20 protein-coding genes and 1 riboswitch are annotated in these 23079 nt (G+C 37.1%); of the genes, 12 read left to right on the forward strand and 8 right to left on the reverse strand.

Annotated features, from left to right (window positions below; all coding sequences use genetic code 11):
* Window positions 1-85: 85 nt before the first annotated feature.
* Entirely contained in the window at window positions 86-838 is a 753-nt protein-coding gene (locus tag SPD89_RS15455) for a DUF3891 family protein (RefSeq protein ID WP_336262848.1), read from the reverse strand.
* A 613-nt stretch (window positions 839-1451) separates the two neighbouring features.
* On the opposite strand from SPD89_RS15455, the gene SPD89_RS15460 reads away from it, so the two are divergent.
* The 4 genes from SPD89_RS15460 (at window position 1452) to moaA (ending at window position 4841) form a co-directional block, all read left to right on the forward strand.
* Window positions 1452-2702 (forward strand): molybdopterin molybdotransferase MoeA, encoded by a 1251-nt coding sequence (locus tag SPD89_RS15460; protein ID WP_336262849.1) that lies wholly within the window; start codon window positions 1452-1454, stop codon window positions 2700-2702.
* Window positions 2690-3187, forward strand: a complete 498-nt coding sequence (gene mobB, locus SPD89_RS15465; RefSeq protein WP_336262850.1) for a molybdopterin-guanine dinucleotide biosynthesis protein B — start codon at window positions 2690-2692, stop codon at window positions 3185-3187. The genes SPD89_RS15460 and mobB overlap by 13 nt, the downstream gene beginning before the upstream one ends.
* 68 nt (window positions 3188-3255) lie before the next feature.
* Window positions 3256-3846 carry a molybdenum cofactor guanylyltransferase gene (locus SPD89_RS15470; protein ID WP_336262851.1) on the forward strand — a complete coding sequence of 197 codons (591 nt, stop codon included), beginning with the start codon at window positions 3256-3258 and terminating at the stop codon, window positions 3844-3846.
* A complete protein-coding gene (gene moaA, locus SPD89_RS15475; protein WP_336262852.1) occupies window positions 3831-4841 on the forward strand; it encodes a GTP 3',8-cyclase MoaA in 1011 nt (336 codons plus the stop codon). Before SPD89_RS15470 ends, moaA begins: the two co-directional genes overlap by 16 nt.
* 257 nt (window positions 4842-5098) lie before the next feature.
* On the opposite strand, the gene SPD89_RS15480 is transcribed toward moaA, so the two are convergent.
* Both SPD89_RS15480 and SPD89_RS15485 read right to left on the reverse strand, forming a co-directional pair.
* Window positions 5099-5530, reverse strand: coding sequence for a hypothetical protein (locus SPD89_RS15480; RefSeq protein ID WP_336262853.1), 432 nt, complete (start codon window positions 5528-5530; stop codon window positions 5099-5101).
* 14 nt (window positions 5531-5544) lie between these two features.
* A complete protein-coding gene (locus SPD89_RS15485) occupies window positions 5545-5847 on the reverse strand; it encodes a PadR family transcriptional regulator (RefSeq protein WP_336262854.1) in 303 nt (100 codons plus the stop codon).
* Between the two features lie 313 nt (window positions 5848-6160).
* On the opposite strand from SPD89_RS15485, the gene SPD89_RS15490 reads away from it, so the two are divergent.
* A complete protein-coding gene (locus SPD89_RS15490; RefSeq protein WP_336262855.1) occupies window positions 6161-7039 on the forward strand; it encodes a GNAT family N-acetyltransferase in 879 nt (292 codons plus the stop codon).
* A gap of 294 nt (window positions 7040-7333) precedes the next feature.
* On the opposite strand, the gene SPD89_RS15495 is transcribed toward SPD89_RS15490, so the two are convergent.
* Both SPD89_RS15495 and SPD89_RS15500 read right to left on the reverse strand, forming a co-directional pair.
* Entirely contained in the window at window positions 7334-8461 is a 1128-nt protein-coding gene (locus SPD89_RS15495) for a trans-sulfuration enzyme family protein (protein ID WP_336262856.1), read from the reverse strand.
* A gap of 85 nt (window positions 8462-8546) precedes the next feature.
* Window positions 8547-9170, reverse strand: coding sequence for an FMN-binding negative transcriptional regulator (locus tag SPD89_RS15500; RefSeq protein WP_336262857.1), 624 nt, complete (start codon window positions 9168-9170; stop codon window positions 8547-8549).
* Between the two features lie 126 nt (window positions 9171-9296).
* Between SPD89_RS15500 and pdxR the strand changes: the two genes are divergently transcribed.
* On the forward strand, window positions 9297-10676 hold the full coding sequence (pdxR, locus tag SPD89_RS15505) for a MocR-like pyridoxine biosynthesis transcription factor PdxR (RefSeq protein WP_336262858.1): 1380 nt from the start codon (window positions 9297-9299) through the stop codon (window positions 10674-10676).
* 472 nt (window positions 10677-11148) lie between these two features.
* Here pdxR and fdhD read toward each other — a convergent pair whose 3' ends face one another.
* Together fdhD and SPD89_RS15515 are read right to left on the reverse strand one after the other, a co-directional pair.
* Window positions 11149-11961, reverse strand: a complete 813-nt coding sequence (gene fdhD, locus SPD89_RS15510) for a formate dehydrogenase accessory sulfurtransferase FdhD (RefSeq protein ID WP_336262859.1) — start codon at window positions 11959-11961, stop codon at window positions 11149-11151.
* Between the two features lie 12 nt (window positions 11962-11973).
* Window positions 11974-14325, reverse strand: a complete 2352-nt coding sequence (locus tag SPD89_RS15515) for an FdhF/YdeP family oxidoreductase (RefSeq protein WP_336262860.1) — start codon at window positions 14323-14325, stop codon at window positions 11974-11976.
* A 921-nt stretch (window positions 14326-15246) separates the two neighbouring features.
* Here SPD89_RS15515 and SPD89_RS15520 point away from each other — a divergent pair.
* The 6 genes from SPD89_RS15520 to fdhA all read left to right on the forward strand — a co-directional run bounded on the left by SPD89_RS15520 (window position 15247) and on the right by fdhA (window position 21400).
* Window positions 15247-16074, forward strand: coding sequence for an MIP/aquaporin family protein (locus SPD89_RS15520; RefSeq protein ID WP_336262861.1), 828 nt, complete (start codon window positions 15247-15249; stop codon window positions 16072-16074).
* 25 nt (window positions 16075-16099) lie between these two features.
* A complete protein-coding gene (gene glpK, locus SPD89_RS15525) occupies window positions 16100-17593 on the forward strand; it encodes a glycerol kinase GlpK (protein WP_336262862.1) in 1494 nt (497 codons plus the stop codon).
* Window positions 17594-17696: 103 nt separating this feature from the next.
* Window positions 17697-18695: a dihydroxyacetone kinase subunit DhaK gene (dhaK, locus tag SPD89_RS15530; RefSeq protein ID WP_336262863.1), complete on the forward strand. Its 999-nt coding sequence runs from the start codon at window positions 17697-17699 to the stop codon at window positions 18693-18695.
* 15 nt (window positions 18696-18710) lie between these two features.
* The gene (gene dhaL, locus SPD89_RS15535) at window positions 18711-19334 is read left to right on the forward strand and encodes a dihydroxyacetone kinase subunit DhaL (protein WP_336262864.1); all 624 of its coding nucleotides are present in this window, start codon (window positions 18711-18713) and stop codon (window positions 19332-19334) included.
* Window positions 19335-19706 carry a dihydroxyacetone kinase phosphoryl donor subunit DhaM gene (gene dhaM, locus SPD89_RS15540; protein ID WP_336262865.1) on the forward strand — a complete coding sequence of 124 codons (372 nt, stop codon included), beginning with the start codon at window positions 19335-19337 and terminating at the stop codon, window positions 19704-19706.
* Window positions 19707-20188: 482 nt separating this feature from the next.
* Window positions 20189-21400 (forward strand): formaldehyde dehydrogenase, glutathione-independent, encoded by a 1212-nt coding sequence (fdhA, locus tag SPD89_RS15545; RefSeq protein ID WP_336262866.1) that lies wholly within the window; start codon window positions 20189-20191, stop codon window positions 21398-21400.
* Between the two features lie 209 nt (window positions 21401-21609).
* Here fdhA and SPD89_RS15550 read toward each other — a convergent pair whose 3' ends face one another.
* A complete protein-coding gene (locus SPD89_RS15550) occupies window positions 21610-22098 on the reverse strand; it encodes a QueT transporter family protein (RefSeq protein ID WP_336262867.1) in 489 nt (162 codons plus the stop codon).
* 8 nt (window positions 22099-22106) lie between these two features.
* Window positions 22107-22151, reverse strand: a riboswitch (PreQ1 riboswitch).
* Window positions 22152-23079: the final 928 nt, after the last annotated feature.

The following is a 23079-nucleotide window of genomic DNA, read 5'->3' on the forward strand; positions in this document are numbered from 1 at the left end:
TAGCAGAGTAAGGAGCCAGTCGGCTGATGACCGAAAATAGTTTGCCTTATTGCATCAAGCGCAGCTGATGAGTCGTAACAGAAAATTATACAATTTTAAAAGGTACTTTTTCTATCTGTGTGCTTCTATACGTTTTTTGTAATCCATCCTTTAAAATATCTTCTTTAGATATTACCTTTTGTTCCAATTGTACTGGTAAATCCAGTTGAAAAAGTTTTGTTTCAAGTTCCAATTTATTATGCGAAATCCAGTTCAAATGTAGAATTCCATCCCCAAAATATTGTGGCAGTGATATTCCACTCTTAAAAAAAGGGTGCTCACTATCTTTTTGTACACCAGGTTCATTAAGACAAATATACAACGAGAGGTCATCAAAAAATTTTAATAATTCGTAATGTATATTAAATTGGTTTTCACTAAATCCAATAATATTCTTTTTTAATCGTTCTTGGCGATTTTTTTCATTTTCAATAAAATTTATCGCTAAAGGTGTCGAATCTCTCTTCAAAAAGGAAGAGTAATGTTTACTGCATAATAGAGCAGCATACAAAGATTGTTTTTCTACTGTATTAATTCCAATTTCATATAAAACAGTTTTTGGTTCCTTGGGGAAACTTGTAAAAGAATATGGAGCATTTCCTTTATCATCCCAAAATGGCGCTTTATCAAAAGGAACCCAACCACAGTCATGTTGAAAAATTGCAAATGCAATATCGTCTTTCCATTTTAAGTCTGGAACGAAATCTTCTATTAAATAGGTAAAAAGCATTCCAGAAATAGATGCGTGATGATGTTGTTCAATCATAACAAAATCTTTACTTCGCTCTCTAACTATCAACTTAATTTCCTCCTGCCTTAGTTTCCATAAATTGTTGCCAGACAGTATCTTAAAACGTGAACAACCTCTCCTTACTAGTCCTTAGAAGAATGGGCTTCCTAGTTCACAGACCTTTGCGGAATGGAGGAATCCCCATTCCGCAAAGGTCTCCACAGGCGTTGGTTATACTGTTCGGACATGACCTTGCCCTACAGTTTTATTGCTCCCTACTCGCGATCGCTCCCTGAGGAAGAAGGCTTCTTTCGGAGGGCTGTTACATACTTGTCATAGTCTTTCAAAGCCTTAAAAGATTAAAATTGTCTTAAAAGGTGCAATGAATGTTATTTTCATTAAAGTTTTCCTACAACAATATATCTTTTTAACCATTGTACTATATTTGTGTATTAGACAAAATAGAATATATGTAATTGGAAGTTAATGAAGTAGAAAGAAGTTAAATTAAATGGACAACAGTTCATAGCGTAGAACTAGAAGCACGCCATTTTAATGGCGCGGTAGTTTACTGATAGAACGGATTTATATAAAGGCGACCGGTATTTTTGCCGGGAGCCTTTCTTCATTTGGATAATTATAGTATAGTCAACATAAAGAGCTGATAAGGGGATGAACGGGGATGTTAAGAAAACCGATACCGGTGAAAGAAGCAGTGCAACTTGTCATCGATCATTGTGAATTAGTAGGAACGGAAACTATTCCTCTTGAGTATGCGTACGGTAGGATTCTTGCTGAACCAATTATCGCAGAACATGATGTCCCACCATTTAATCGTTCTGCTTATGATGGATATGCAATTCGGGCAGTGGACTCGGTAAATGCTACGGAGGAACAACCAAAAGCTTTTCATGTGATAGGAGAGATTGGTGCAGGCCATGTCGGAGAGCGGGCGCTTGAAGAAATGGAAGCTTATCGCATTATGACAGGTGCGATTTTACCTGAGAATGCAGATGCGATCGTCATGCTTGAGGAAACAGCAGAAACAGATGAAGGGTTTACCATTACGAAAGTCTATAAAAAAAATGATAATATTTCTTTTCAAGGTGAGGACGCAAAACAAGGTGAAATACTTATTGGGGAAGGATCTTTCATCCATCCAGGGACAATTGCACTCCTGGCAACATTTGGTTATGCAAATGTTCAAGTTTCTAAAAGCCCGACAGTGAGCATTATTTCAACTGGTACCGAACTGCTTGATGTAAGTGAAGCCCTTAAACCTGGAAAAATTCGAAACTCTAATGGCCCAATGTTACAAGGACAGTTAGCCCGCATGGGAATTGAATATAAATCTTTTGGTATGATGGAAGATGATTTGGAAGCATGTACAAAAGTCGTTGAAAAGGCATTGACTGAATCAGATATTGTCATTACAACTGGAGGTGTTTCAGTTGGAGATTACGATTATTTGCCAGCGATTTATGAACGTCTCGGGGCAAACGTGTTATTTGATAAAGTGATGATGAGACCTGGAAGTGTAACGACTGTAGCAGTGCTTGATAATAAAATTTTATTTGGGCTTTCTGGAAATCCATCGGCATGTTTCACGGGATTTGAATTATTTGCTCGACCTGCCATTTTAAAAATGATGGGCAGTACTTCGCCATTTATACCTAGAATGAAAGCTAGATTGGGAGAAGATTTTCCTAAAAAGAATCCTTTTACAAGATTCATCCGAGCAAAATGGGAAATGGGAGCTAGTGGGCCAATTGTTGTACCAGCAGGTTTCAATAAGTCAAACGCCGTTTCTTCCATTGCAAGAGGAAATTGTATAATTGTTTTGCCAAGTGAAACGGAAGGGTTTAAGAAGGGAATGGAAGTAGATATTTTACTACTCGGTCAAGAGCTTGGGGTGGCTACATGGGATCTGTAAAAACACTTCATATAGTCGGCTTTAAAAATAGCGGCAAGACGACATTAATTAATAGATGGGTGCGGCTCTTAAAGGAAAAAGGTTACAATGTTGCTGTCGTAAAGCATCATGGGCATGGGTCAAAGCTTGATATGCCTGATGCAAAAAAAGACTCCATGCAATATTTATACAACGGAGCAGATGTTTCTTTAGTGGCTGGTGGAGGCTTCACCCAGCATATGATCAATCGGGAAGCAAGTTTCAAAGAATTGAAGCAACTCGCTGTTTGGAATAATCCTGATGTCGTTTTAATTGAAGGGTATAAAGCAGAACAAGGTGAAAAGGTCGTCCTTGTTCGAAATGAGGAGGATTGGCAGGAACTTAAAAGTATAGAAGGAATTGTATTAGTGATCGGCTTGGAATCTACGAGTACATACCATCAAATAAAATCTCGCAATGAAACAAAAACTTTGGATGCCTGGCTGTTGGATTGGATTGCAACATAGCGTTTTCGCATAAATTATTTCAGCATGCAATATGGTAGATAGGAAGAACAATATAAAGGAAGTCTTATATGAGTAAAAAGCGTGTCGGTATTTTATTAGCCGGTGGATTATCAAGAAGGTATGGCTCACCAAAGGCATTTGCAGAAATGAATGGGAAAAAATTTCATGAACTTGTTTATGAAACGCTACATTCAGTATGTGATGAAGTAATTGTAGTTACTAGGAAAGAATTTATTGATTGGTTTCCGAAAGAATATCATGTTATTGTAGATATAGAAAAGTATGCTGGCTTTGGTCCGCTTGCCGGTATTTATTCTGCTATGGAAGAATTAGAAGCTGATCAATATGTCGTATTACCTTGTGATATGCCACTTGTAACTTCTTCAATTATGAAGCAGCTTATTAACTTTCATACAGAAGAAGTTACCTTAGCTAAATCTGAAGGGCATTTACAACCACTTGTGTCTGTATGGAATAAAAATGTAAAAAATAAAATACGTGAATCGTTAGAAAAAAGAGAATTTAAAATGATGGATGTGTTAGAAAAAACGGATATAACCCAAATAGAAGGAAGTCTTTTGGCGTGTTCACCCAATTTTTTTATAAATGTCAATACACCTGAAGAAGATAAGGAGATGAGAAAATGGAAGCCATTGTAGATAAGTTTGGAAGGCCGATACGTGATCTTCGTATTTCGGTTACCGATCGGTGTAATTTTCGTTGTACGTACTGTATGCCAAAAGAAATTTTTGGAGACAATTATGCTTTTTTACCGAAAGATGCATTACTGACATTTGAGGAAATTTCGCTTTTGGCTAACATTTTCGCGAATCTAGGTGTGAAAAAGTTAAGACTAACTGGTGGAGAACCACTTTTACGGAGTCAATTACCAGACTTGGTTAGAAAACTAACTGACATAGAAGGAATTGACGATATAGGGTTAACGACAAACGGTGTATTATTAGGTCGTTATGCAAAAGAATTGTATGAAGCGGGCTTACGCCGATTGAATATAAGTTTAGATGCCATCGATCCATTTGTATTTGGTGAAATGAATGGTCGTGGAACAAATCCACAAATTATTCTTAAGAATATTGAACTCGCTAAAAAAATTGGCTTTCAAATGAAAGTGAATATGGTCGTTCAAAAAGGGGTTAATGAGCATGAAATTTTACCGATGGCGATGCATTTCAAAGAGCGGGGGATAACGCTTAGATTCATTGAATTTATGGATGTTGGAAATGATAATGCTTGGAGTTTTGACAAAGTTGTTTCCAAAAAAGAGATATATGAGTTATTGCGCAGTGAATTTGATTTGGAGCCGGTGGATCCCGATTATTTTGGAGAGGTAGCTCAACGTTATCGGTATAAAGATAATGGGGTAGAAGTTGGATTTATTACATCTGTTTCTGAATCATTTTGTTCTTCGTGTACAAGAGCAAGGTTATCATCAGATGGCAAACTGTATACTTGTTTATTTGCATCCTCGGGATTTGATTTAAGAGAGTTAATCCGTTCAGGTAAGTCAGAAGAAGAGATAATGGAAGCGGTAACATCTGTATGGGCACAACGTACAGATCGGTATTCAGATGAGCGAACTGAACAAACCGCCAAAAATCGTAAAAAAATTAATATGAGTTATATTGGAGGATAATTGGCGACCAATAAACAGTCTACAAATCGGGGAAGCAAATCAAAATGATTGTTATTCTCCGATTTTTGTATTCAGAAAATGGGTAGGTAGATGCCTTATGCGTAGTCTCGTGATGATAACTGATTTACGGTGACTTGATCATACGTTTCTGTTGTCGAATTCGGGGGGTGCTCTTGTTCCCTGCTCAAAATAAAAAAGATACAAGGGAGGTAACTCGTATCTTTTATCTAACAATCGCGCTCGTTTGAAGAATAATTTTAATTAATTAACACTAAAAATGTTACCATAAAAACCCCGTACGCCCCCATCAAGCCAACCGATGTTTTAGTTAATTTTGGTTTAAGGGTTAAGCCTTCTCTTCCAAATTTAAATATGCTTACTACAAGGGTAACAACAGCCAAAAACAATGACAGCATAGCAATTAATACCGCAATCGTCGCAAATACTTCCACTTCAATAACCTCCCCTAATGGTTTTAATTTCAAAACAATAAAAACATTAATTATGGTAACTGCAACCAATATTTGACTTATACGATATCCGTAAATATATTTTTCATTTAGTTCTACATGCCAAGCATCAATTATGCCTATAAGTAGGTCAATTATTGTTTTTAATGATGTATCTGTTTGTTTTAATACATCAGTTAATTCATTACTATAACGTTTTCTCCAAGATTTAGGATACAAATAAACGAGCCACCTCATATTAGACCAAGCCTTTTCATGCCTATATTGGTTACCTTTTGAATTTCTTTAATTTGTTCTGTTAAATATATTTGTCCTTCCTCTGTTAGTCTGTAAGGTTTTTTACGGTCTTGCGATTCAACTGCACTTATATAACCGGCTTTTTCTAAACGTGAAATAGCTCCATATAATGTGCCTGGTCCCAATTTAACATCGTAATTTTTTTCAATATCCTCCATAATCGCATAGCCGTGACGATTTTGTTCAGCAAGACTTATCAAAATAAACAATGCGGGCTCTGAAAATTTACCTTTAGCCATATTCTCACTCCTTTTAAACAAACATTACGTTAAGTGTTATATCGTATAACGTAATATTAATATGTATTTTTAAAAAAGTCAATAAAAAAGCTACATTAAGCAATACGACCCAATTGTTGAGTTACTCTTTTATAAAATAATTTTTCCGCTCCCAATTCCACATTGAATAATGGAATATCCATCTTCATCTGCTTTTGCTTCATTCCATTTAACCGATATGGTAAAATTTTGTATGCTATTTAATTATCAGGTAGAGGTAAAATATCAATTAATATTGAAAACTTATAATGATGCTTTGAAGGAGGAGAAAATTATGGTTATATCCAATAAACCGCAGATAGAATTAGTCCAATTTGATAAATATGATATTCCAGGACTAATCGAGCTGTCTAGATCAGTTGGATGGGATTATGATGAAAATGAAATTGGAACTGTTCTATCATCAGGAACAATTTTCGGGCATAAAAACGCCGAAGGGAATATTGTGTCTAGTGCTGCAATAATTCCTTATGATACTTTTTTAGCTTCAATTGGTATGGTTATAGTGAATAAAGATTTTAGAGGTATGGGATTAGGGAAAGAGGCTACTAGGAAATGTATAGAGAGTGTTTCCAAGGAAACTGTCATTATGCTAATTTCAACAGAAGAAGGAAAACGCCTCTATGAAAAAATGGGTTTTAATACTGTTGATTTTGTTCATAAATATCTATGCGATAATTATATAACTAATACTAAAGCGAGACCTTTAAATAACAGTGAGATTATCATTGAAGAGTTTAATGGAGTCGATATTGATGAATTACTTACAATTGATGGCGATGCTTTTGGAGATAAAAGAAGTCGTTTTCTGATGAATAGAATAAAACAATCTGAAAACTGCTTAGTTGCAAAAGATATGAATGGAGCAATTGTGGGATATGGACTTTCCATTTTAGGACCAATTAATCTCATATTGGGTCCAATTGTAGCACCAGACTATCAAACGGCATTAGTTTTAATAGATAAATTATCATCAGAGCATCGAGGGAAATTAAGAATTGATGTCCCATCAGGTAATAAAGAACTTATGATGTTATTAGAAAATAGCGGATTTGTTAATGTGAGTCAACCACCAATAATGGTAATCAATTCTGATAAAATGCCATCTAGAAACGATACATTATTCGGGATTGCTGCTCAAGTTTTTGGGTAGGTTGTAAAGAAACTTACAAAAATACCGACACCATTAATCCGGCGCGTTATAAAGACCTCCCGCCTCTACTGGCGGGAGTTTAGTGACAAACTTCAAAATTTGCTTGCTAAATTATACTAAATTTTTTAAATCGTTGTTCGTCTTCACCGAGAACTTTTTCGTTTCTATAATCCTCTTGGTGTATATACATTCATTTTATTATTTCTAGCTCAAGGTCATCCGCAAGTCCCAAAGCCAGTTCGTGGGGCAGAAGTAGAATCAACAATCGCAATGTTCATTTTGAATATTTTTTAATCATTTCAGAGCCTGTGATAAGTCTTCTTTCAAATCGTCCACATTTTCAATACCAATGGAGACTCGTAACAAGTTATCTGGAGTCATCGTGTTATTTCCTTCCACGGAAGAACGGTGTTCAATCAGGCTGTGTGTTCCTCCCAAACTTGTTGCCCGGGTAAACAATCGTAGCTTTGCTGCAACAGCCATCGCTTCACGTTCGCCGCCTTTTACTTGAAAGGACAGCATCCCACCGGATGAGCTCATCTGCCGTGCTGCAATAGAATGTCCCGGATGGTCGGAAAGCCCAGGATAATGAACAGCGTCGACATTCGGATGCTCATTTAAAAACTTAGCAATTGCCTCTGCATTTGAACAATGAACCATCATACGAGGGGCAAGAGATTGCACGCCCCTTAGTGCGAGCCAACAGTCGAAAGGAGAAGGCACAGCCCCTTTTGTTTGTTGCCATGCTCGTAGATTCGTTAACATTGGGCTTTCCGATCTCGCGATAACAGCACCAATCATCAAATCACTATGCCCTCCGATATATTTCGTCACAGAATGAATCGAAAAGTCGGCTCCCTGCGTGAGGGGACGTTGTAGAACTGGAGTTGCCCATGTATTATCAACGGCAGTGTAAGCTCCAGCTGCTTGTGCTAATTTGGTGATAACTGCAATATCCGTAACTTTTAGTAGTGGATTGGACGGTGTTTCGATCCAAACGAGACCAGTTGGTGCACTAGTTATTGCATTCTCAACTTCATGAAGATCTGTCATGTCAACAATGACAACATCAAGTTTTGATCCAATATCAGTCTCCGAAAGAAGGGAACGAATGCCAAAGTACATATCGTTTGGCATAATAATCCGACGAGCTTTATCTGTGGGAAGGGCCTCGATTACAGATGTGATAGCCGCCATCCCTGATGAAAAGGTGACACAATCATACCCATCTTCAAGCGATGTAAGGCACTCCTCCAGAGCAAGTCGATTTGGGTTAGCTTCCCGACCATAGATAAATTCATTTGGATACGACCCATCCCCAGCTCGTTCGAATGTCGTGGAAAGATAGATTGGCGTAGTTACAGCACCTGTTGATTCATCAACTCGACGACCCGAGTGAACAGCTTTTGTTTCAAAACGCATAAATATTCCTCGCTTTCAAAAATTATTATTAAGATCTGTGATTTTAAATAACGGTTGTTAAAAAATGTGTATCTAAGAAAATGTGTTAACTTTTTAAGGTTTTCTTTTTTAAAATTGTTCTCATCTGAGCTGCAATTTCCTGTTCATTCTCGCTTGTAGATTTTTCAAGTTGTGAAATAACAAGCTTTAACCGTTCGGCGGAATGATGTTGACTCAATTTAGCTTTTCCTTCGATTTTTTCAATGTTGATTTTGAATCCAACGATGCCTTTTGCTTGCCCCTCTAAAAAACGACCATCCAAGTCGTTCCATTGATAGGAACTAGTTGGCTCTTCATATTTCAATACCATCTGATGAAGGGAATCCATCATTTCCTTTCCGTCGATGATTTCAACCTTTCCATATACATGAGCAGCTACGTAATTCCATGTCGGAACGGCTTTATTTGTTTCATACCAGGAAGAGGAGATATAGCAATGCGGTCCCTGAAAAACGGCAAGCACTTCCTGTTCTGCTATGTCTTCCCACTGCTTATTCGGTTTGGCAAAGTGGCTGTATAAAAACTTTTTTTCTTTATCTAAAATCAAAGGAAGATGGGTCGCATACGGACGGCCTTCGTATTGGGAAAATAATGTAGCAAAGCTATTTTTCTCAATAACTTCATAAATAATATCTTCATCTTTGATTTCAAAGTGCTTTGGAATATACATGATCATCACCTCTCAGCTAATTTCATGTTTGAAAATGTTTTATCGCTCTTATAAAATAGTATGATATAAAGTGACATTTTAAAAGATACAGTTTTGAATAAATAAGCATGTCAGGAGAATCCGAGTATGAAAAATTATCTTTTTGTCTTAAATAAAAGTTCTCCCAAATATAAACAAATCTACGAGCACTTTAAATCATTGATTGAACAAGGTAATGTAAAAGCGGATGAACAACTGCCCTCCGTTCGACAACTTGCGGAATCTCTGCAAGTAAGTCGTAATACTACCTTAACGGCATATAATCAACTTGTGGCAGAGGGGTATATTCGCGGGGAAGGACGAAAAGGATTTTTTGTTAATCCATTAGAGCCATCATTACATGAGGAACCACCAATTTTATCTAACAAAAAGAGGGTGGAAAAGAAAGCTTCCGTTCATGTCGATTTTCGGACAGATGCTGTAGATCAATCTCATTTCCCTTTAAAACGGTGGAGGCGAACAGCGAATCATGTCTTAACGTTACCGGAGAGTTTTCGATATGGAGACCCTTTTGGAGAAATGAGTTTGCGCGAACAAATTGCCATATACTTACTGCAATCACGTGGGCTAAGAACAGATGAAAATGCAATTATAATCGGAAGTAATACGCAACAAATTCTTATCAATCTAGGCCGCATACTACGGGAAGAATATTCAAGTATTATCGTAGAAGATCCAGGTTTCGATGGTGCTAGGGAAGCATTTCAATTCCATCATTTTTCGCTTGAATATTTTCCGGTATATAGAACAGGTGCAGATCTTTCGCAACTTAATCAAATGGATTCACGCTTAATTTATGTAACACCTTCTCATCACAGTCCGTACGGGGTAAGCATGAACATTCAACAACGACAAACCCTTATCGGGTGGGCAAACAAGATACAGGGATACATTATTGAAGACGACTATGATAGCGAGTTTCGCTATACAGAGCAGCCATTTCCAGCGCTTGCGTCTATTGATGCAACAAGAGTCATTTATTTGGGGAATTTCTCAAAGTCTTTTCTTCCGGGATTACGTTTAAGTTATATGGTGCTACCTGAGCCCCTTTTAACCCGATATAAAAATCAATTCCAAAATTTTGAAAGTTCCACTTCGATTTTTAGCCAACTAACTATGGCAAAATTTATGGAGAATGGGGAATGGAGTCGGCATATTAAGCGGATGCGTCTCGTTTATAAACGAAAAATGACATTCCTTGTTTCATTATTAAAAAAGCACTTTGGACAAAATATATCTATTATTGGCGAACAATCCGGTCTGTACGTGCTAATTAAGGTATATCTAGGGGTTTCGGAAGAATGGCTAATCGAGCAAGCTTTTCTTAATGGTGTTAGAGTGCGGCCTACTTCAATCTATTTCATAAAAAATCATTCGGATGATCCGATAATAAAAATAGGATTCAGCGGTCTTTCTTTTGATGAAATCGAATATGGTGTACATCTTTTAAAACAAGCATGGTTATGAAAATAAATTTTTTAAGGGATTTAAGAAAGATAAGAAGCAGTTACCGATCAGCGATCTATCTGAGTATGATGAAGTGTAGTCCGAGGACGTCGGCTCTTAGTCGGTAATGGCGCTTCCGCCTTTCTTCCGTGAATTGTTTGAGAGGGCGAGAGGAAGAAGAATCGTAATGAACGCTGGAACTTTCGCAATCTAAGGTGAGTTGGGCAGTCTTTGGAAAAATGTCAGCGATGATGGTTAAAATTTTTTACGAATTATTCTGCGTAGCAAGGTGAGAGTTGCTCAAGTTAAGGTTGTAGTTTTCGCAAGCTCAAAACAAAAATCACCTAAAGGAAAACCCTTCAGGTGATTTAACACTTTAGCAGCTTGGTAAATAATCTGGAAATATATTTGTACGTTCCATTTCTTTATACATGTCTCGTAAATTTTCTCTTAGTTTTATACTATACCGCGTAAGTTTTCCTTATTTAGACGATCAATCCTCTTTTTTAATTAGTGCCTTCGTTTCTACAATCCTCTCTGGATGTGTATACACATTCATTTTATTATTTCGTGCAAAGCCAATTGCGGTTATTCCAAGGTCATCCGCAAGTTCCAAGGCTAAGTTCGTTGGGGCAGAAGTAGAAATAATAATCGCAATACCCATTTTGGACACTTTTAAGAGTACTTCTGAAGAGATTCTGCCACTAAAAGCAATTAATTTATCTTGAACCGGAATTTTATTTTCAATAATATAACCGTAAACTTTGTCTAATGCATTATGCCTTCCGATATCTGTTCGGATTTCTAAAAGTTCTTCTACAGTACATAGGGCGGCATTATGGACGCCACCCGTTTTTTGAAAATGTTTGGAGTTAGCTTGTAGTTTTTTCATCAAATGTAAACATTGTTTCGTTGTAAGGCTTAACGGATGGTTAATCGTCTTTGCTGTTTGCACATCGCTTTTAAAATAAAATTGCCGACTCTTTCCGCAACAGGAGCCGATAAATCGTTTGGAATGATCTAAATTTGGGTGAAGCGATTTATGCAGTTCGATATGAGCAAATCCACGTGTTTTATCTACATGGATTGATTTTATTTCATCAATAAAGCGAATAACTCCTTCTGATGCGAGAAATCCGATAGCCATCTCTCGAATGTTCTGCGGAGTACAAACGATAGTAGCAAATTCTTTTCCATTCAACATAAAAGTTAACGGGTATTCTGTAGCCACAATATCTTCTGTATATGTGATCTCGTCTGCCACCACTTTAGTTGTCTTCCTTCTTTGATAAATGGAGTTATCCATTTTTTTCACCTTCTAGCTAGGTTCCATTTCTAATTCTTCAATACGTCTTTCCACATATTTCGTATCTTTATGTGCATAATACGTCTCCGCTTTTTCAACAATTGCTGCAGCATTATATTCTGGTATTCCAGCATATGTTTCATAAACACTTTCTGGAAGTAGTGAATTTCCTTCCGGCCAGTGAAGTGCGATATTACCTGCTTTTACAGGGGCAAATTTTGCACGCCCACTGAAAAACCCATGTTTATTATAGGCGACAATTGCGTCACCATCTTTGATATCATGTTTTTTGCCATCCGCCTCATTTATTAGTACATCGTACCTGTCTGCATCTGTAAAAGGATCTGTTTCTCCGTAAATCATCGAATTAAACTGTTTTCCACGGCGAGTGGAGACATAAAAATGTCCTTCTGGTTTCCGGAGTTCTGGTATCTCAACTGGGATTAAATTACCTTTTCCATCAGGTGTAGGACAATCTCCACCTTCACAAAGCCATGCTCCACCCCATTGGAAGACATCTCCTTTTTCTTTTAAATGTTGAATGCCGTCATAATTGCGATTTGTAAGAGCTATCTCTTCTCGTATAGCATCCGCATCTTCAAAATGGATAATATCTTTTTCTTCAGGTTTAACCCGTTTGGCTAGATCGATATAAATCTCCCATTCCGAGCGAGCTTCTTCGATTCTAGGACCTTTAATTTCTGGTGAAAAATAGACCATTCTCTCTGTTGAGGTGGAAGTGCCACCACCTGGTTGTTCATAACGAGTCATTGCTGGTAAGACGATAACTGCTTCCTTTGCATCTAGTAGAGTAGAGGTATTAAAAATTATATCTTGGTGGACACGGACATCTACATTTTCAAGACATTGTTTAACGAAATCCGGATTAGGCATTGTCTCAAGGAAATTTCCGCCTGACATATAATAGAGCTTTAAATTTCTTTCATGGTCATCAGGTAATAAAGCATTTTCAAGTGTTACACCAACAATATCACCTTGCCAATCAGGGATTTTGAAGTTCCAATACTTTTCTACTCGTTTTCTGTTTTCCTCATTCATATCACTACCAGGAAGTACAAATGGATCAGCACCCATTTCACCCGAACCTTGCACCCCGGAGTGACCACGAATTGGCATTAGACCACAATGTTCTCTCCCTAAAAATCCACGTAATAATGCTAGATTTGCAACTTGAGAAACATTATCTGTTCCAAATCGGTGTTGAGTTAATCCCATCGACCAGACAAATACAGCTGTTTTAGATTGTGCAAGTAATGTAGCCAATTCTTTCATTCTATCTTTTGATAGTCCTGAAGATTTTTCAAGAATTTCCCAGTCATAGCTCACAACCTTTTCTTGTAAGGCTTCTAACCCATTTACGTGCTTTTGAACAAACGTTTGATCAATAGCTGAACCGGGTTCTTTTTCTTCCATTTCAAACCAATGTTTCATGATTCCATGCATAAATGCAATATCTCCACCAATATTAACTTGGTAAATATCATCAGCTAATTTTGTTCCAAATAATGCAGACTCCATATTAGATGGGATCCAATATTTCTCCATTGCTGGTTCAAAATGAGGATTAATAATAATAATTTTTGTTCCTTTTCTTTTGGCTGCGTACATATATTTTGTAGAGACAGGTTGATTATTTGCGGCTACCGAACCCCAAAACAGCAAGACATCTGTACCGATCCAATCTTTATAATTACATGTCGAGGCACCGACTCCTACAGAACGATTTAATGCTGTTTTTGAAGGGGAATGACAGATGCGGGAGGCGTTATCAATATTATTCGTTCCTAAAAACCTGGCAACTTTCCCAGCGACATAATACGTTTCATTCGTTATACCACGAGAGGTCAAATAAAAAGCAAGTTGTTTCGGGTCAATATGTTTAATTTTATCAGCGATCATATTTAAAGCTTCCTCCCAGGAGATACGACTAAACTTCCGATCACCAGGTTTCCTAATTAAAGGATAAGGAATTCGACCGAGTTTTCTAAGCTCTGTACTGTCCATTTTTCTTAGCTCTTCAATATCAGCACGGAGTATATCTTCTTTCATCGCAGGCATTGTATTTAGCCTAAGCACATTTAGCCTTGTTGTACATAAATGAGGTCCTGACAATGTTTGGTCCTTTAAACCGGAAACCCCTAATGCACATCCATCACAAACCCCTTGAGTTAAAATTCGAGTAGCATATGGTAAACTGTCTTTGTTTTCCCAAGCAACTTTTATGGTATCTCGTAAGTGATGTGGTTTTATTTTGCCTAATCCAAAAGGAACTTTACTAACCCATAAATCCGGCCTAGGTTTCTTTGATAATTTAATTGGCCCAGTATGTTTTGTTTTACCCAAACGAATCTCCTCCATTCATATTAATAGCTAACTAGTATGATACATATTCATGCCCTATTAAGAATATAATAGTATAACCTTTTTGAGACGTTTCTTTACCGTCTCGAAGAAGTAGCAGTAACTAATTTGTATGAAGAATTGAATAATTGTAGGTTCCAATGTACCATAAATGATAGCATATATTTTTTAGTAAAACTATAAGCTTTATTTAGAAAATTCCTTATTCTTATAAAATATGAACATTAAATCACTCTAAAATCTAGTAAAATTATATACATTCTTTCTACTATATAACCTTGCCCCACACTCATTAGGAACTACTTAATAAAAAGTAATCCTCTCTAGTGTGGGTTTTCCACGCTAGAGTTGATGATTATAAAAAAGGCTGTTTTTTATAATGTATTTCAAACATAGTATCCAGAAACTGTGACATAAGAGTCTACTTGTTATGTTATGTATCAACTCCATATCCAGGGGGGCAACTCATATATTGTGAAACGACTCGACGTCTTGGAAAATGACTCGACATCTTTGGAATCGACTCGACATCTTGGAAATCGACTCGACATCTTTGGAATCGACTCGACATCTTGGAAATCGACTCGACATCTTTGGAATCGACTCGACGTCTTGGAAAATGACTCGACATCTTTGGAATCGACTCGACATCTTTGGAATCGACTCGACATCTTTGGAATCGACTCGACATCTTTGGAATCGACTCGACATCTTGGAAATCGACTCGACATCTTGGAAATCGACTCGACATCTTGGAAAATGACTCGACATCTTTGGAATCGACTCGACGTCTTGAAGGTCGAGTTATTCTTTCATAGTTACGTCACAGTATCCTTCAACTACGACAATCAAGGTGATACTTATGAAAGCGGCCTTAAAAAAGTAAAAGGGGAGTGTTTTACATTGTCAGAGTTTATGGGCGAATTGTTGGGTACAATGGTATTAGTTATCTTTGGTGTTGGCGTTGTTGGCGGAGTATTGTTAAAATGGTCAAAAGCAGAAAATGCGGGATGGGTTGTTATTGCATTCGGATGGGGGCTCGCCGTAGCAATGGGAGTTTACGTATCAGGAACAGCTTCTGATGCACATATAAATCCTGCGGTGACTCTTGGATTTGCTGCAATTGGGGAATTCCCATGGGCAAAAGTACCAATCTATATTGCGGGACAAATGATTGGGGCTATAATTGGAGCCGCAATTGTATTCTTTAACTATTTACCTCACTGGAGAAAAACAAAAGATCAAGCAGCGAAACTTGGTGTGTTCTCAACAGCTCCTGGGACATCAGATGAAGTAAAGAAGCCCTTACAAAATTTAGTAAGTGAAATGATTGGTACATTCGTTTTATTATTCGCACTATTATTTATAGTCGGTCCAAACAATTTCACAGAAGGACTGGCACCATTAGCAATCGGACTTTTAATTGTTGCAATAGGTATGTCGCTTGGTGGGGCAACAGGATATGCAATAAATCCGGCTCGTGATCTCGGACCTAGAATTGCTCATGCAATTTTGCCGATTCCAGGAAAAGGTGGATCTGACTGGGGTTATTCCTGGGTACCAGTAGTTGGACCAATCATTGGAGGTATATATGGTGCATTATTTTACCAAGCGGTGTTTGCAGGGCAGCTATCCGTTCTCTTTTGGATTTGTACATTAATCGTCGCAATTATTTTAATTACTGCAGCTATGAAAGAATTAAAAGAAGAAGTAAGTACTGAAACAAATTAAAAATATGTTAAGGAGTATGGTACAGATGAGTGAAAAGTATATTTTATCTTTAGACCAAGGAACAACAAGTTCACGAGCAATTTTATTTAATCACCAGGGAGAAATTGTTGAAACAGCACAACAGGAGTTTGAACAGTTTTTCCCAAAGCCGGGATGGGTGGAGCATGATGCAAATGAGATTTGGACTTCTATTTTAGCTTGTATTGCTGGCGTGCTAATAAAGGCAGATGTAGCTCCTCAGCAAGTGGCTGGGATCGGGATAACAAACCAGAGAGAAACGACTGTTGTATGGGATAAAAATACGGGGAAACCGATTTATAAAGCGATTGTATGGCAATCACGACAAACAGCAGAAATTTGTGAAGAACTAAAAGAACAAGGTCATGAAGAGTTGTTTAAGGAAAAGACAGGACTGTTAATTGATGCGTATTTTTCTGGAACGAAAGTAAAATGGATTTTGGATAATGTGAAAGGAGCTAGGGAAAAAGCAGAAAAAGGAGAGCTGTTATTTGGGACAATCGATACATGGCTTGTTTATAAATTATCCGGTGGAAAAGCACATATAACGGATTATTCGAATGCAGCGCGTACGTTAATGTTTAATATTTACGATTTAAAATGGGATGAAGAACTGCTTGAGATTTTAACCGTTCCTAAAAAGATGTTACCTGAAGTGAGGCAGTCTTCTGAAGTGTACGCAAAAACGATTGATTATCATTTCTTTGGACATGAAGTTCCCATTGCTGGAATAGCAGGAGATCAACAAGCTGCACTATTTGGTCAGGCTTGTTTTGAATCAGGTATGGCCAAAAACACATACGGTACAGGTTGTTTTATGTTGATGAACACTGGTGAAAACGGTGTTGCTTCGGAACACGGGTTACTGACTACACTAGCTTGGGGAGTCGATGGAAAAGTTGAATATGCACTTGAAGGAAGTATTTTTATTGCAGGATCAGCTATTCAGTGGTTACGGGATGGATTAAAAATAATTGAATCCTCACCAGAAAGTGAAAATTATGCTAAAAAAGTGGATTCCACAGATGGTGTTTATATGGTACCGGCTTTTGTTGGACTAGGGACACCTTATTGGGACAGTGATGCAAGAGGTGCAGTTTTCGGGATTACAAGAGGAACGGGTAAGGAGCATTTTATTAGAGCTACATTAGAGTCACTTGCTTATCAAACTCGGGATGTGCTTGAGGCGATGATTGCTGATTCTGGAATAGACTTAAAATCGCTTAGAGTCGATGGTGGTGCAGTTAAAAATGATTTTTTAATGCAGTTTCAAAGTGATATGTTAGGATGTCCTGTAGAACGCCCTGTCGTTCAAGAAACAACCGCATTAGGTGCTGCTTATTTAGCAGGGCTTGCCGTAGGATATTGGAATAGTAAAGAGGAAATAGCAAAACAATGGCAAATTGAGCATACGTTTACACCTGAACTTGCTACAGAGAAACGTGAAGAATTATACAATGGATGGAAAAAAGCAGTAGAAGCAACAAGAGTGTTTAAATAATTAATAGAAGATTAATTTTATTTGATTTTTGATAGAAAAGGTTTGAATATCATCATCAAATTCACTTAATATGAAGATAGAATATTAAATGGAGGAAAAAACCGTGAAAAAAATAATTAACGATCCACACCAAGTCGTTCAAGATATGATTTCGGGTATGATCCAAGCGGCACCAGATCAATTGAAACACATCGAGGGAACAACGGTTATTACAAGAAAAGATGCTCAAGTCGTAAAAAAGGTCGGATTGTTGAGTGGCGGGGGAAGCGGACATGAACCGGCACATGCAGGATATATCGGTAAAGGAATGCTTGATGCTGCAGTTTTAGGAGAAGTTTTTACCTCTCCATCTGTAGACCAAGTCTATAAAGCGATTAAAGCTGTAGATAGTGGAGAAGGAGTATTTCAAATTATTAAGAATTATACAGGCGATGTACTTAATTTTGAAATGGCAAGGGAACTTGCGGAAGCAGAAGGGATAAAAGTGGCACAAGTTGTCGTTAATGATGATGTAGCGGTTGAAGATAGTTCATTTACAACGGGAAGAAGAGGAATTGCCGGAACGGTTTTCGTGCATAAAATAGCAGGTGCAAAAGCAGATTTAGGGGCTTCTCTTGAGGAAATAAAGAAAGTTGCAGAAAAAACGGTCGCTAATGTGCGCTCTATGGGGATGGCGATCAGTTCGTGTACGATCCCGGCAGCAGGGGAGCCTAGCTTCACATTAGAAGAAAGTGAAATGGAAGTTGGAATTGGAATTCATGGAGAGCCTGGAATTGAACGTAAAAATATTACAACAGCCGATCAGATTGCGACAGAATTAACCGAGAAAATCCTTGAAGATATGAAATTAACAGAAAATGATGAAGTTGCTGTGATGATTAACGGATTAGGAGCAACACCACTTATGGAATTATATATCGTAAATAAAAAGGTGCAAGAAATTTTACAAAATAAAGGGGTCAAGGTTTATCGAACTTTTGTAGGTGAATATATGACAGCACTTGAAATGGGAGGCTGTTCAGTAACTTTATTAAAACTAGATGATGAACTAAAAAAACTATTAGACCATCCGTCAGACGCAGCTAATTTTCTAGTAAAATAACTAGGAGGAAAAAACATGAATTTTGACGTAAATGATGCAAAAGAATGGTTGAAAAAGGCGAATGAAAAAATCGCAGACAATAAACAATTATTAACTAAATTAGATCAAGTTATCGGAGACGGCGATCATGGAATCAATATGGCACGGGGATTTAATGAAGCAGCTCAAACCGTAAATGAAAAAGAATATGACAATGTTTCTGATGTATTTAAAGATATTGCAATGACGATAATGTCAAAAGTTGGAGGTGCAGCGGGTCCTCTTTATGGCACGGCTTTTTTAAGATTATCCTTTTCTTTAAAAGGAAAGGATTCTATTGACTACAAAGATCTAGTAAAAGGGTTATCGGATGGACTAACAGGTATAAAACAAAGAGGGCGATCTAAGGTAGGTGAAAAGACTTTAGTAGATGTCTGGGAACCAGTCATCAATGAAATGAGCGAAACAATAGAAGCACAGCCTCCGCAAATTAAAGATACAGCGAAAACTGCAATGGAAAAAACAAAAGAGATTATGGCGACAAAAGGCAGAGCCGCATATTTTAAAGAAAAATCAATCGGCCATATTGACCCAGGTTCGATGTCTTCATACTACTTGTTTTTAGCTTTAGCAGAAGTGTTGGAAGGAAGGCAATCCTAAATGGAATACGTTGGTATTGTTCTCATTTCCCATAGTGAAAAAGTTGCAGAAGGACTAAAAGAAATTATTCAACAAGTCATTTTGAATGTGCCAGTAGAAGTTGCAGGCGGCACAGATGATGGTGAAATTGGAACGAGTATTGAAAAAATCAATCGTGCAATTGACCGTGCCTACTCAAGTAAAGGTGTATTGCTTTTTTACGATCTTGGAAGTGCCAAAATGAATGCGGAGCTGGCAATCGAATTGTCTGAGAAAGAAAATATCAAACTAGTTGATGTACCTTTATTAGAAGGGTCTTACGTTGCGGCCGTTGAATCTAGTACAGGGAAAGATTTAAAGACGATTATTGAAAATGTAAATAAAGGATTTTAATTTTGTTAATGTAGGTAAGAGAAAACGTTCTCTTATCTGCATTATTTTTTTTGATAATAGGATTTTATAAACAACAAGATTGGGACAAAATAAAATAGTAGATTATGAAACACGAACAATATTTCAAGTTAGCGAAATAAATATACGGAAACTCCTAACCAGAAGAAAAGTTTCGATAAGACTAAAAAGACGAACCTGAAGGGGCTTATCAGCGCTGGCGGAAAGCGGAGTATATTTCTGTAGCGACTATTATAAACTTAACCATTCGTGTTTCAATAACTCTTTCTCGCTTATGTCCTAACCTCAATTAGTAATAAAAAATAACTATTGTAAATATATATATGAATAGCATCTATTATTTGTGGATGTTTGTTTACTATATTTAAGGGGGGACGGAATTATCTTGCTTAAGGTGGTCAAATAAAAATAAGCCCTTTTGTTTGATTGGATCGTCATGATAATATACGAGGAGGAAATTAGAAATGTCGAATCGTGGAGTTGTTTATATAGGACCAGGTAACGTACAGGTAAGAGATATTCGTTTTCCAGATTTAGTTTTACGTGAAGGACCAGGAGTTCCCGAGAGCAATGTCGGTCGTAAATGTGAACATGGAGTAATCCTAAAAGTAATTGCAACAAATATTTGTGGTAGTGACCAGCATATGGTGCGTGGACGTACGACTGCACCAGAAGGATTAGTCCTCGGTCATGAAATTACAGGAGAAGTAATCGAAATAGGACGGGATGTAGAGTTTTTAGAAAAAGGGGACATTGTATCTGTACCGTTTAATGTTGCATGTGGTCGCTGTATTACTTGTAGAAGACAGGATACGCATATTTGTTTAAATGTTAACCCAGAACGCCCTGGTGGAGCGTACGGTTATGTAGATATGGGTGGTTGGGTTGGCGGACAGTCTGAATATGTCATGGTTCCATATGCTGATTTTAATTTATTAAAATTCCCAGATAAAGATCAAGCGCTTGATAAAATTCTTGATTTAGCAATGTTAGCAGATATTTTCCCAACTGGATATCACGGAGCAGTTAGTGCAGGTGTTGGGGTTGGCTCAACTGTTTATGTTGCAGGAGCAGGACCCGTAGGACTTGCAGCAGCTCATGCCTCACAATTGTTAGGCGCCTCTGTAGTCATTGTGGGAGATTTAAAAGAAGAACGTTTAGCGCAAGCGCGAAGCTTTGGATGTGAAACGATTAATTTAATGGAACATGATGATGCTGGTGAACAAATTGAGCAATTATTGGGTATACCACAAGTGGATTGTGCGATAGATGCGGTAGGTTTTGAAGCATATCAGCACGGAACGGATCATGAAGAATCGCCTGCAGTCGTACTAAATACGATGATGGATGTTGTCCAGGCTGGTGGAAGATTAGGAATTCCAGGACTTTATGTTACAGAAGACCCTGGTGCAGTAAATGAAGCAGCAAAAGTAGGCTCTTTAAGCATCAGACTTGGACTAGGTTGGGCAAAAGCACACCATTTTGTAACAGGTCAAAGCCCGACAATGAGATACCATCGTGACTTAATGCATGCTATTTTAAGTGAAAGAGCTAATATCGCCGAAGTAGTTAATGCAACAGTTATTTCGTTAGATGAGGCACCAAATGGGTATAAAGACTTTGATAAAGGTGCATCAAAGAAATACGTGATTGATCCGCATGGAATGTTAAATTAATAATATTATAAAAACCTGATTTCTTTATAGGAATCAGGTTTTTGCTATAGTGAATTCATTTTAATCTCTTATTTTGTCGCAAGGATAAAGAATTCAGCGATTGAAAGGCTTATTTCAGCGGATTGATCGTTCAGCGAAATTAATAATAAATCATCCAGATTTCATTAGTTAATTCAACGAAATCGACAAAAATTCAAGGATACGAAATATCATACTAATCGCTCAAGATTCAGGCGTTTATTAATAAAATAAATGATGATAATGGCAAGTGCCATTGTCGCAAATTCACTAACTCCAAGCGTTAGCCAAAGAAACATAAATCCATCTTTTAGACCGGCAAATACTTTCAACATATATGCAATGATGAACATATTAAAAGAAAATACAACAGTATTTATAAACATTAAAATAATCTTTTGTTTAATAAACCGAGCAAATAACAGCGTAATTCCTAGTGAAATAGCAGTATGAAACACACCAAAAATAAGATCTGCTTTTGTCGGTGAAAAAATTAGATTAGATATAAAAACCCCGAACACAATTCCAAAGAAGTACTTTTTGTTAAAAACGATTAAATGGTTAAAAAGTTCAGATAGCCGGAATTGGATATTTAAAAATCCAAATGGTGCGACAAATGCTGTTACAACAAAATAAAGCGCTGCAATGAGCGCATTAACTATAAGTGTTTTAATCCTCATATTAACTACTCTCCTTAGTTTTTTATCGTGGGATGGTTTCGAACCACGTCTTACACACGCTTTTAAAACAAGCACCGCAAGCATTAATTATAACATATGTATAGAAATTGTATAGAAAATATTAAAATTGTTATTCAATCCATTTTTTGCATTTATTATTTGAACGCAATATATCATGTATGCTAATGATAAAAATAATCACGTGGGATTTTTTAAAACCTGAATCCGTGACATAAATCCTGTGAAAACACCCAAAACCCTTATAAAATAAGGTATAATGGATGTAAATCTATTTAACCAGAAAGGTGATTCCATGATAAAGTTTAAAATAGAAGAAATGATGAAAAACTAACTCCTCGAACTGGGCTTGGACTTGTTGGCGTACTGCTGAACTGTCATTCAAGAAGCACGCAGGAGTCTCAATGGGATAGTTTCTGAAAACATGGTTTCATCATTCCTATCCTTCGTTGTAAGATTGAAATTCATTTAATAAATCTCCTGTGTTTCATGCCGAAAGGCATTTATCACAGAACTTGTCGCGCGCCCGATTGCTTAAGATTATTAGTCCAGGTTTAATGAAACTTTTTAGGATTTTCAACCTTCATTGAAGCTACCTCACCACATTTTTTACATATAGTAAGTATTAATCGGGAACTCCCTAAAACCTTATTAGCGGGAGTAACGCTTGTAAAGCCACTACCTAATATTCCTTGAGAAAAAGTATCATTTCCACAAGTTTTACAAATTTGCGTTGTTGTCACTAATATCACCTCAATTTTAAAGATATTATTTTACAATCTGGCCCTTTTGCTGAATATTAAGGAGCTACCAATTCAACCTTTAATGTCTTCTCCCTTACACTTTGAGCAAATTAGGTTTTTCATTCGAGTACCCTCCCCTACAAATGTTTTGTTCAACAAAGGGCCAGTTTGTGTAATAAAGAAGTATTTTAAATTGAACTTTTAATCCTATTTTTACATA

The sequence above is a fragment of the Pseudogracilibacillus sp. SO30301A genome, from assembly GCF_037072025.1.
In the GTDB taxonomy this organism is placed as follows: domain Bacteria; phylum Bacillota; class Bacilli; order Bacillales; family Amphibacillaceae; genus Pseudogracilibacillus.